Origin of the sequence: Hydrogenophaga sp., assembly GCF_026125785.1 — a bacterium.
GTDB lineage: Bacteria > Pseudomonadota > Gammaproteobacteria > Burkholderiales > Burkholderiaceae_C > Hydrogenophaga.
This window is the reverse complement of sequence record NZ_JAHCKL010000005.1, coordinates 195328-206868: the sequence shown is the minus strand read 5'-3', so window position 1 is coordinate 206868 and position 11541 is coordinate 195328. Positions and strand designations below refer to the sequence as shown.

The following is an 11541-nucleotide window of genomic DNA, read 5'->3' as shown; positions in this document are numbered from 1 at the left end:
GCCCATGACCCAACCCACCCAGTCCGAAGCGCTGGCGGCCCTGCGCGTGCAGATAGACGCGCTGGACCAGCAGTTGCTCTCCCTGCTCAACCAACGCGCCCATGTGGCCGAACAGGTGGGCGACATCAAACGCCAGGAAGGGTCGCCCTTCTTCCGGCCGGACCGCGTCGCCCAGGTGATCGAAAAGATCCAGAACGCCAACCAGGGTCCGTTGCTCAACCAGCACGTGGCGTCCATCTGGCGCGAGATCATGTCGGCCTGCCTGGCACTGGAAGCGCCGCAGCGCGTGGCCGTGCTCGGGCCGCAGGGGACCTTCTGCGAGCAGGCGGCCATCGAGTTCTTCGGCAGCGCGGCCAACATGATCTATTGCGCCGACTTCGACGAGGTCTTCCACGCCACAGCGGCGGGCACCGCGCAATTTGGCGTGGTCGGCGTGGAGAACTCCACCGAAGGCGTGGTCGCGCGTTCGCTGGATCTGTTCCTGCGCTCACCGGTGCATGTGGTCGGTGAAGTCAGCCTGCTGATCCGCCACAACCTGCTGCGCCAGGTCAACGCACTCGACGGCATCGAGGTCGTGATGGCGCACCCGCAGGCACTGGCCCAGTGCCAGAACTGGCTGTCCCAACACCTGCCCCACGCGGAGCGCCGCGCAGTCTCCAGCAACGCCGAAGGGGCCCGCCTGGCTGCCACCAACCCGGCATGGGCGGGGTTGGCGAGCGAGCGCGCCGCCGCGCAGTTCGGTCTGCACATCGTCGCTCATGCCATCCAGGATGAGGCCTACAACCGCACGCGTTTTGCCGTCATCACCTTGCCGCAGACGCTTGCCATGCCGCCGGCCTCCGGGCGCGACTGCACGAGCCTCGTGGTCTCGGTGCCCAACCGGCCCGGCGCCGTGCACGACCTGCTGGTGCCCTTGAAGAACAACGGCGTATCCATGACCCGGTTCGAATCGCGCCCGGCCAAGTCGGGCCAGTGGGAGTACTACTTCTACATCGACCTGGCGGGCCACCCGTCGGAGCCCCACGTGGCGGCTGCCCTGCAGGAACTCCGTAGCCTGTGTGCCTTCTACAAGGTGCTGGGTGCCTACCCGGTGACGGAATGATGTTCGAGCAACTGGGACTGATTGGCTGCGGCCTGATGGGCGGCTCTTTCGCGCTGGCGCTCAAGCGCGCCGGCCTGGTCAAACGCGTGGTGGGCTACAGCAAGTCGCCCTCCACCACCGAGCGTGCGCGCCAACTGGGCGTCATCGACGTCGAAGCCCCGTCCGCGTTGCTGGCGGTCTCGGGCGCCGATCTGGTGCTGCTCGCTGTACCGGTGGCGGCCACCGAAGCCACCTTCAAGGCCATACGGCACCTGGTGCGTGGCAATGTGCTCATCATGGACGTAGGGTCGACCAAGCGCGAAGTGATCGATGCCGCCCGGCGCGTGCTGCGCGACCAGGTCGGCGTGTTCGTACCGGCGCATCCCATCGCTGGCAAGGAGGTCGCCGGCGTGGACCATGCCGACGCCGACCTGTACCAGGGGCGCCAGGTCATCCTGACGCCGATCGAACGCACACTGGCGCCGCAACTGGAGAAAGCGCAGCAGCTGTGGACAGCGCTGGGCAGCCAGGTCAAGATCATGACGCCGGAGAACCACGACGCGGCCTACGCGGCCGTGAGCCACCTGCCGCATCTGGTCGCTTTCGCCCTGATGAACGCGATCCAGGGCCAGGCCAGTGGCGCGGATTTTCTCTCCCTGGCAGGCCCTGGTTTCCGCGACTTCACCCGCATTGCGGCCAGCGACCCGGCGGTGTGGCGCGACATCCTCATGTCCAACCGCGAAGAGTTGCTGGCCCAGTCCCGCCATTTCCAGCGCGCCCTGCACGCCCTGGAAACCGCCATCAACGCCGACAACCCCGATGCCCTGGAAGCGCTGATCGAACAGGCCAGCGGAGCCCGGGCGCGCTGGCGCATGACGGCCGTCAAACCCCGCAGTTGAGCGGCGTTCTGCCGCCCGAGTCCAAGCGCGCATGTTTGCCATCGACCATCTCGACATCCCTCCCTTGAGCAGCGCCGGTGGATGCGTCCGCCTGCCTGGCTCCAAGAGCATTTCCAACCGTGTGCTGCTGCTGGCCGCACTGAGCCATGGCCACACCGACGTCCTGGATCTGCTGGATTCCGACGACACCCGCGTGATGCTGGAAGCGCTGGCTATGCTGGGCTGCCGCATCGAACACCCGGCCTCCGGTGTGCTGCGCGTGCACGGCCTCGGCGGCCAGTTGCCGGTGCGCCAGGCCAGCCTGTTCCTGGGCAATGCCGGCACCGCCATGCGGCCGCTCACCGCATCACTCGCGCTGCTGGCCGCATGCCATGGCGGCAGCTTCGAACTCAGCGGTATCCCGCGCATGCACGAGCGCCCCATTGGTGATCTGGTGGACGCGTTGCGCCAGTTGGGCTGTCCGGTGCAATACCTGGCACACGAGGGCTTTCCTCCGCTGCGGCTGGGCGACGGACAGGTGCATGCCCTGTCGCTGGTGCAACCCATCCGCGTGCGAGGCGACGTCTCCAGCCAGTTCCTGACCGCCCTGCTGCTGGCCCTGCCGCTGGTGGCACAGACGCAGGACATCGTCATCGATGTCGTGGGCGAACTGATCTCCCGGCCTTACATCGAGATCACGCTCAATCTGCTGGCGCGCTTCGGCGTGCAAGTGCAGCGCCAGGGCTGGCAACGGTTCACCATCCCGGCCGGCTGCCGCTACCAGTCGCCGGGAGAGATCGCCGTCGAAGGCGATGCGTCCTCGGCCAGCTACTTCATCGCGCTGGGCGCCATCGCGCCCGCCGCGCCTGGCGCCGACGAGGGCATCACCATCGAAGGCGTCGGGCTGTCCTCCATCCAGGGAGACATCCGTTTCGTCGAGGCGGCACGCCAGATGGGCGCTGTGGTCACGGGCGAAGCCAACCGACTGCACATACGCCGTGGCGCATGGCCGCTGAAGGCCATCGACCTGGACTGCAACCACATCCCGGACGCGGCCATGACGCTGGCGGTCATGGCGCTCTACGCGCAAGGCACCACCACGCTGCGCAACATCGCCAGTTGGCGTGTGAAGGAGACCGACCGCATTGCGGCCATGGCCAAGGAGTGCCGCAAGCTGGGCGCCACGGTGGAAGAAGGGGTCGACTTCATCCGCATCACGCCGCCGGCCGGGCCGGCGCAATGGCGCAGCGCCGCGATCCACACCTACGACGACCACCGCGTGGCCATGTGCTTCTCGCTGGCCGCCTTCAACCCGGGCGAACTGCCCATCCGCATCGAAGACCCCAAGTGCGTGGGCAAGACCTTTCCCGACTACTTCGAGACGCTCTTCGAGGTCTGCCGGGCTCAAGCCCGACACATCCCGGTGATCTGCGTGGACGGGCCCACCGCCTCCGGCAAGGGCACGCTGTCCGCCGAGGTGGCAGGCCGGCTGGGGTACCACCTGCTCGATTCGGGTGCGCTGTACCGTCTGGTGGGACTGGCCGCTGCGCGCCTGGGCCTGTCCACCTCCGACGAAGATCTTCAGGACCCCGCGCTCGCCGAGCGCCTGGGGCAGATCGCGGCCACCCTGCGCGTGCGCTTCGAGGGGCTGCGCACCTGGCTGGACGGCCAGGACGTCACCGAAGAGCTGCGCAGCGAGGCCTCGGGCATGGCCGCCTCGCGCGTCTCGGCCGTTCCCGCCGTGCGCCAGGCGCTGATCGGCCTGCAGCACGGCATGCGGCGCCTGCCTGGCCTGGTGGCCGACGGGCGCGACATGGGCACCGTGATCTTCCCCGATGCACCGCTCAAGGTCTTCCTCACCGCATCGGCCGAGCAAAGGGCCGAGCGGCGTCATAAGCAGTTGATTTCAAAGGGAATTGCTGCTAACATCCACGGTCTTTTGGCGGATCTGAAGGCGCGCGACCAGCGGGATGCTTCCCGGCTGCACGCCCCGCTCAGGCCAGCCGAAGATGCCTTGCTTCTGGACAACTCCGGGCTGGACATCGAGCAATCGGTGCAGCAGGTGGTTGACTGGTGGGAAGGCAGAACGGTGTTCTCGACCCACTGAGGGGCGAGTGCACAAACCACTGGCCCAGACGGCACCGCCGGGCGTTCCCAGCCCGCAGGCCCGATGGTTCTTTCAACCAACCCCGCGGCTTACCGAGCCGCAACGTCAACACCACTCAGCTGTCGTCAACGCCCTGCCGCAGATCCGCGGTGGATGCGCCGATGCCGGGTGGTCCTAGGAAACCCAATGTCTGAATCTTTTGCCGCCCTGTTCGAAGAGTCCCTCAAGCGCGCTGAAATGCGCTCGGGCGAAGTCATCACCGCCGAGGTCGTTCGCATCGAACACAACCACGTGGTGGTCAACGCCGGACTGAAGTCGGAGGCCTATGTGCCGCTGTCCGAATTCAAGAACGACCAGGGCGAACTCGAAGTGCAGGTGGGCGATTTCGTCGCCGTGGCCATCGACTCCGTCGAAAACGGCTTCGGCGACACCCTGCTGTCGCGCGACAAGGCCAAGCGCCTGGCCTCCTGGATGTCCCTGGAAAAGGCCCTGGAATCCGGCGAATTCGTCACCGGCACCACCTCCAGCAAGGTCAAGGGCGGCCTCAAGGTCATGGTCAACGGCATCAGCGCCTTCCTGCCGGGCTCGCTGGTCGACAGCCGTCCCACCAAGGACCTCACCCCCTACGAAAACAAGACCCTGGAATTCAAGGTCATCAAGCTTGACCGCAAGCGCAACAACGTGGTGCTGAGCCGCCGCGCCGTGGTGGAAGCCTCCATGGGCGAAGAGCGCGCCAAGCTGATGGACACCCTGAAGGAAGGCGCCATCGTGCACGGCGTGGTCAAGAACATCACCGAGTACGGTGCGTTCGTGGACCTCGGCGGCATCGACGGCCTGCTGCACATCACCGACATGGCCTGGCGCCGCGTGCGCCACCCCAGCGAGGTGGTGCAGGCCGGTCAGGAAATCACCGCCAAGATCCTCAAGTTCGACACCGAGAAGCACCGCGTTTCGCTGGGTCTCAAGCAGATGGGTGACGACCCCTGGCTGGGCGTGTCGCGCCGCTACCCGCAAGGCACCCGCATGTTCGGCAAGATCACCAACATCGCCGACTACGGCGCGTTCGTGGAACTCGAGCCTGGCATCGAGGGTCTGGTGCACGTCTCTGAAATGGACTGGACCAACAAGAACGTGGCCCCCAGCAAGCTGGTGTCCCTGGGCGACGAAGTCGAGGTCATGGTGCTCGACATCGACGAGGACAAGCGCCGCATCTCCCTGGGCATGAAGCAGTGCCGTGCCAACCCCTGGCACGAATTCGCCGAGGCCACCAAGCGCGGCGACCGCGTCAAGGGTCCGATCAAGTCCATCACCGACTTCGGCGTGTTCGTGGGCCTGGCTGCCGGCATCGACGGCCTGGTGCACCTCTCCGACCTGTCCTGGAACGAGCCCGGCGAAACCGCCGTGCGCAACTACAAGAAGGGCCAGGAAGTCGAAGCCATCGTGCTGGCCATCGACGTGGAGCGCGAGCGCATCTCCCTGGGCATCAAGCAACTCGACGGCGATCCGTTCACCACCTTCGTGTCGGTGAACGACAAGGGTTCCATCGTGACCGGCAAGGTCAAGACCGTGGACGCCAAGGGCGCCGAGATCGACCTGGGTGAAGACGTGCTGGGTTACCTGCGTGCCTCCGAGATCAGCCGTGACCGCGTGGAAGACGCGCGCAACGTGCTCAAGGAAGGCGACGAAGTCACTGCCGTGGTGGTGAACGTGGACCGCAAGACCCGCAACATCCAGCTCTCGATCAAGGCCAAGGACGCTGCCGACCAGCAGGAAGCCATGGCCAGCCTGAGCCAGAACGCGGGCAACGCCGGTACCACCAGCCTGGGCGCCCTGCTGCGCGCCAAGCTGGACAACAGCAACAACGGTCGCTGATCTCGTCGCTGAGCGTTCAGCGTCGGGCGTTGAGCGGGTGACCCACCCGGACAACTCCCCTCGCTGTACGCTCAACGCCGAACGCCCAAGGCACACCCCCTATGACCCGAAGCGACCTCGTTGAAGCCCTGGCCAGCCGCTTCAGCCAGCTCACGCACCGCGACGCCGAATTCGCCGTCAAGGCCATCCTCGACGCCATGGGCGATGCCCTGGTCAAAGGACACCGGATCGAGATCCGGGGCTTTGGCAGCTTTTCGGTCAATCGCCGCTCCCCTCGGATCGGGCGCAATCCGCGTTCGGGCGAGAGCGTGATGATCCCCGAGAAACGGGTGCCGCATTTCAAGCCGGGCAAGGCCCTGCGCGAACAGGTGGACGCGAAGACCGCCGAGATCCTGGGCCGCAACCCTGCCGGGCCCACATGAGGCCTGGCACCGCGCTGGCGACCTGATCGCTACAATCGCCCCACCACAAAGGGGACGATGTGAAATACCTGATGTGGCTGCTCAATGCAGCCATTTTTTTTGTGTTGTTCGCGTTCGCGCTCAACAACCAGGACAGTGTGACGCTGCACCTCTTCTTCGGAGCGAGTTGGCAGGCACCGCTGGTGCTGGTGATCCTCGTGGCGCTCGTGGTCGGGGTGTTCCTGGGTGTGGCGGTCATGTTGCCGCTGTGGCTGCGCGCCAAGCGCGCGCGACGCCAGGCGGCCGGCAACTCCACCCTGGCGAGCATGGCCTTTGACGCCGATTCCACGCTGCTGAACGATCCGAACCACGACCGACGGCATGGACTTTGACTTTACCTGGCTGCTCTGGGGCCTGCCCCTGGCCTTCGCCCTGGGTTGGGTCGCGTCCCGGCTCGACCTGCGCCAGTGGCGCATCGAGAGCAGGCAGGCACCCAAGGCCTACTTCCGCGGACTGAACCACCTGCTCAACGAGCAGCAGGACCAGGCCATCGACGCCTTCATCGAGGCCGTGCAGGGCGACCCGGACACGGCCGAATTGCACTTCGCGTTGGGCAATCTTTTCCGCCGCCGTGGCGACTATGACCGCGCGGTGCGCGTGCACGAGCACCTGCTGTCGCGCGCGGATCTCAGCCGCAAGGACCGCGACCGCGCGCAACACGCACTGGCCCTGGACTTCCTCAAGGCCGGTCTGCTGGACCGGGCGGAGGCGGCCTTGCAAAAACTGGATGGGTCCGCGTTCGAGAGCGAAGCCTTGCTGGCGCTGCTGGGGATCTACGAGAGGTCCCGCGACTGGCCTCGCGCCAAGGAGATCGCGCAACGGCTGGACAGCGTCGAGCAGGGCAGTTTCTCGGCCCGGCTCGCGCACTACCTGTGCGAAGAAGCGGACCTGGCGCAGCGCGCCGGGGACCACGGCACGGCGCTGGCCCGACTTGAAGAGGCAGTGCAGCGCGCGCCACAACTGGCGCGCGGCTGGATGTCACTCTCGGCGCTGAAGGCCGCGGGCGACGACGCACAGGGCGCATACGAGGCATTGCTCAAGCTCCATCAGCACGCACCGCAAGCCTTGCCACTGGCGGCGGGTCCGCTGGCGCAGTTGGCGCGGCAGACGGGCCGAGAAGCCGAGGCCACTGCACTGCTGCAGCAGGCCCAGGTGCATGCGCCCTGCATCGACATCACAGAGGCGCTGGCCAGCCTGAGCACGTCACCTGCGCAGGCCCGCGCGCACTATCTGGCCCATCTGGAGCGCGAGCCCTCGCTGGTCATTGCATCGCGCTGGCTGGCCGGAGAAACGCTCTCCAGTCCTGTGGCGCAGGAGCGCGTGACCCTTTCGCTGGAGCAAGCCAGTGCGCCATTGCGGCGCTACCGGTGCGCAGCCTGCGGCTTCGAGGCACGTCAGCACTTCTGGCAGTGCCCTGGCTGCCAGGCATGGGACAGCTACCCGGCGCGGCGGGTCGAAGAGATCTGACCCACCTCTGCGCCGTTGCGGGTCGGGAGGCCGCGGTGCTCGTCAGGGTTCTCCATACCCTCCTCCCCCGGGCGTGTGGATCTCAAAGATGTCACCCGCCCGCATCTCGGCCTGGCCGATGTGTCCCAGATCCTCGGTGCGGCCATCGGCGCGCACCACGCGGTTGATGCCCACTTGGCCAGGCTGACCGCCAACCATGCCGAAAGCGCCGTGCACGCGTCCGTTGGAGAGAATGCTGGCGGTCATGTCTTCCAGAAAGCGCACCCGCCGCACACCGCCGTCGCCGCCCCGCCAGCGGCCGGCACCGCCAGAGCCCTTGCGGATCTCGTAGCTTTCCAGGCGCACCGGGAAGCGGAACTCCAGCACCTCGGGATCGGTGAGGCGCGAATTGGTCATGTGGGTCTGAACCACGCTGGTGCCATCAAAGCCGTCTCCCGCACCGCTGCCACCCGAGATCGTCTCGTAATACTGGTGCGAGCGGTTGCCGAAGGTGAAGTTGTTCATGGTGCACTGGCTCGCGGCCATGATGCCGAGCGCACCGTACAAGGCGTTGGTGATGCAACTCGACGTCTCCACATTGCCAGCGACCACCGAAGCGGGAGGGTTCGGATTCAGCATGGAGCCGGGTGGGATGACCACCTTCAGCGGCTTGAGGCAACCCGCATTCAGCGGAATGTCGTCGTTCACCAGCGAGCGGAACACATAGAGCACGGCCGCCATGCAGACCGCCGTGGGGGCATTGAAGTTGTTGACCTGCTGCGCGGAGGTGCCCGTGAAGTCGATCTCCGCGCTGCGGTCCTGCGTGTTCACGCGCACCGCCACCCGGATCTGCGCGCCATTGTCCAACGGCAGCGTGTACTGGCCATCGCGCAGACTGGTGATCACGCGGCGCACCGACTCTTCCGCGTTGTCCTGAACGTGCCGCATGTAAGCCTGCACCACGTCCAGACCAAACTGCTCGACCATCTTGCGCAGTTCCTGAACACCCTTCTCGTTCGCGGCGATCTGCGCCTTGAGATCCGCCATGTTCTGCTGGGGGTTGCGCGACGGGTGTTCACCACTTTGCAGAAGGGCCAGCATCTCCGCCTCCCGCAGCACACCACGGTCGACCAGCTTGACGTTGTTGATCTGCACGCCCTCTTCCTCGATGCGTGTCGAGAACGGCGGCATCGAGCCCGGCGTGGTACCGCCAATGTCGGCGTGATGGCCCCGGCTGCCCACGTAGAAAAGAGGCTGGGCGTTGAGCGCTGGGCGTTGAGCGAGGGCACCTTCACGTGGCACGTCCAGGTACACGGGCGTGATCACCGTCACGTCGGGCAGGTGTGTGCCGCCGTGGTACGGGTCGTTGAGCACATACACATCACCCGGCTGCATGCGGCCGGCGTTGTCCCGGATCACGGTCTTGATGCTCTCGCCCATGGAGCCCAGGTGAACCGGCATGTGCGGCGCGTTGGCAATCAGGTTGCCTTCGGCGTCGAACAGCGCGCACGAGAAATCCAGGCGCTCCTTGATGTTCACCGAATAGGCGGTGTTCTGGAGCTGCAGCCCCATCTGTTCGGCGATGTTCATGAAGAGGTTGTTGAACACCTCGAGCAGCACCGGGTCCACCGTGGTGCCGGCTGCATGCCGGGCAACCCGCGGCACCCTGCGCTCCAGCACCAGGTGGTCCAGCGCGGTGAGTTCGGCCTCCCAGCCGGGCTCCACCACCGTTGTCGCGTTCTTCTCCGCGATGATGGCCGGTCCGGGGATGTGGTCGCCCGGCCGCAGGTCCTCGCGCACCACGAGTGCGGCGTCGAGCCATTGCCCCTCCGCATACATGCGCACTGTGTCTCGCCGGGGCACCTCGCGAGGCTCGTGCAGCGGGTGGCGGGGTTCCGCCGGCGCGTCCCCGGCCACCACGGCCTCGACCGACACCGCTTCGGCCATCAGCCTCTTGCCCGGCATGAGGAAAGCAAAACGCTGCCGGTAGGCCGACTCGAAAGCCGTCTCGATGGCATCCAGGGAGCCGAAGGGAACGATGAGCGCGGCATCGCTGCCCTCGTAACGCACATGCACCCGGCGGTGCACCTGCACGCCGGCCTGCCCTACCTGCTGCGCACGCAATTCGTCGGACGCGGCCTGCGCCAACGCATCCAGTTGAGCAGCAATGCCCTCGATGGCCTGCTCGTCCAGCAGGCTTTCCACCGCCTGCTCACGGATCACGTTCTGGTCAGCAAGCCCCATGCCGTAGGCGCTCAGCACACCGGCCAGGGGGTGCACAAACACGCGGGCCATGCCCAGCGCATCCGCCACCAGGCAGGCGTGCTGCCCTCCCGCGCCGCCAAAGCACTGCAGGGTGTAGCGCGTCACGTCGTACCCGCGTGCCACGGAGATCTTCTTGATCGCGTTGGCCATCTGCTGCACCGCGATGCGAATGAACCCCTCGGCAACCTCCTCCGCGCGCATGCCGGTCTCCTGGGCCAGCGCATCGAACCGCTCGCGCACTGCTTCGGCACTCAGCGCCTCGTCCGCACCCGGGCCAAACACCCTGGGGAAATAGGCCGGCTGGATCTTGCCAAGCATGACATTGGCGTCGGTCACCGCCAGGGGCCCGCCGCGCCGGTAGCTCGCGGGGCCCGGGTTGGCTCCCGCGCTTTCCGGACCGACGCGAAAGCGCGAACCGTCGAAGCCCAGGATGGAGCCGCCGCCCGCGGCCACCGTGTGGATGCTCATCATGGGTGCTCGCATGCGCACACCGGCCACCTGGGTCTCGAACTCGCGCTCGAAAGCACCCGCGTAGTGCGAGACATCGGTGGAGGTTCCGCCCATGTCGAAACCGATGACGCGGTCGTGGCCCGCCAGGGTGGCGGTGCGTGCCATTCCCACAATGCCACCGGCCGGCCCCGAGAGAATGGCGTCCTTGCCCTGGAAGCGTCGCGCATCGGTCAGGCCGCCGCTGGACTGCATGAAGAACAAGGGCACGCCGGGCATTTCGCCGGCCACCTGGTCCACATAGCGGCGCAGGATAGGCGACAGATAGGCGTCAACGACCGTCGTGTCGCCCCGGCTGACGAATTTCATCATGGGGCTGGTCTCGTGCGACGTGCTCACCTGCGTGAACCCCGCTTCACGCGCCAGCCGGGCGGCGGCCTGCTCGTGCGCCGTGAAGCGGTAGCCATGCAGGAACACGATGGCCACACTGCGCAGACCGACCGCGTGCGCGGCATGCAACTGCTTGCGCAGATGCGCTTCGTCCAGCGGTTGCAGAACGCCACCCTGCGCGTCGGCGCGCTCGTCGGCCTCGATCACCGCCTCGTACAGCAGCTCGGGCAGCACGATGTGGCGATCGAACAGGCGTGGCCGGTTCTGGTAGGCGATGCGCAACGCATCGCGAAAGCCACGCGTGGTCACCAGCAGCGTGGGCTCGCCCTTGCGTTCAAGCAATGCGTTGGTGGCCACCGTGGTGCCCATCTTCACGCACTCCACCAGTGCGGGTGTGACGGGGTCCCCCTGGCTTAGGCCCAGCAGATGACGGATGCCGGCCACCGCCGCGTCCCGGTACTGCTCGGGATTCTCGGACAGCAGCTTGTGCGTCAGCAGCGATCCATCGGGCCTGCGGGCCACGATGTCGGTGAAGGTGCCCCCACGGTCGATCCAGAACTGCCAGCGGCTGGTGTGCGTCGTAGTGTCCATGCG

The 11541-nt window shown here is 66.6% G+C and carries 8 protein-coding genes; 7 read left to right on the top strand and 1 reads right to left on the bottom strand.

From position 1 onward, the window contains the following. Positions 1–4 precede the first annotated feature (4 nt). The 7 genes from pheA (at position 5) to lapB (ending at position 7866) form a co-directional block, all read left to right on the top strand. Positions 5–1102, top strand: coding sequence for a prephenate dehydratase (pheA, locus tag KIT53_RS07915; protein ID WP_297750206.1), 1098 nt, complete (start codon positions 5–7; stop codon positions 1100–1102). Next, on the top strand, positions 1102–1980 hold the full coding sequence (locus KIT53_RS07910; RefSeq protein WP_297750277.1) for a prephenate dehydrogenase: 879 nt from the start codon (positions 1102–1104) through the stop codon (positions 1978–1980). Before pheA ends, KIT53_RS07910 begins: the two co-directional genes overlap by 1 nt. A gap of 31 nt (positions 1981–2011) precedes the next feature. Next, positions 2012–4066 carry a bifunctional 3-phosphoshikimate 1-carboxyvinyltransferase/cytidylate kinase gene (locus KIT53_RS07905; protein ID WP_297750203.1) on the top strand — a complete coding sequence of 685 codons (2055 nt, stop codon included), beginning with the start codon at positions 2012–2014 and terminating at the stop codon, positions 4064–4066. Between the two features lie 186 nt (positions 4067–4252). Continuing rightward, complete coding sequence (gene rpsA, locus KIT53_RS07900; protein ID WP_297750200.1) at positions 4253–5938, top strand: 30S ribosomal protein S1; 1686 nt, start codon at positions 4253–4255, stop codon at positions 5936–5938. 101 nt (positions 5939–6039) lie between these two features. Then, positions 6040–6360: an integration host factor subunit beta gene (locus KIT53_RS07895; protein ID WP_297750197.1), complete on the top strand. Its 321-nt coding sequence runs from the start codon at positions 6040–6042 to the stop codon at positions 6358–6360. 59 nt (positions 6361–6419) lie between these two features. Next, positions 6420–6731 (top strand): lipopolysaccharide assembly protein LapA domain-containing protein, encoded by a 312-nt coding sequence (locus KIT53_RS07890; protein ID WP_297750194.1) that lies wholly within the window; start codon positions 6420–6422, stop codon positions 6729–6731. Further along, the gene (gene lapB / locus KIT53_RS07885; protein WP_297750191.1) at positions 6721–7866 is read left to right on the top strand and encodes a lipopolysaccharide assembly protein LapB; all 1146 of its coding nucleotides are present in this window, start codon (positions 6721–6723) and stop codon (positions 7864–7866) included. Before KIT53_RS07890 ends, lapB begins: the two co-directional genes overlap by 11 nt. 42 nt (positions 7867–7908) lie before the next feature. Here lapB and KIT53_RS07880 read toward each other — a convergent pair whose 3' ends face one another. Further along, the gene (locus KIT53_RS07880) at positions 7909–11538 is read right to left on the bottom strand and encodes a hydantoinase B/oxoprolinase family protein (protein ID WP_297750187.1); all 3630 of its coding nucleotides are present in this window, start codon (positions 11536–11538) and stop codon (positions 7909–7911) included. Positions 11539–11541 lie beyond the last annotated feature (3 nt).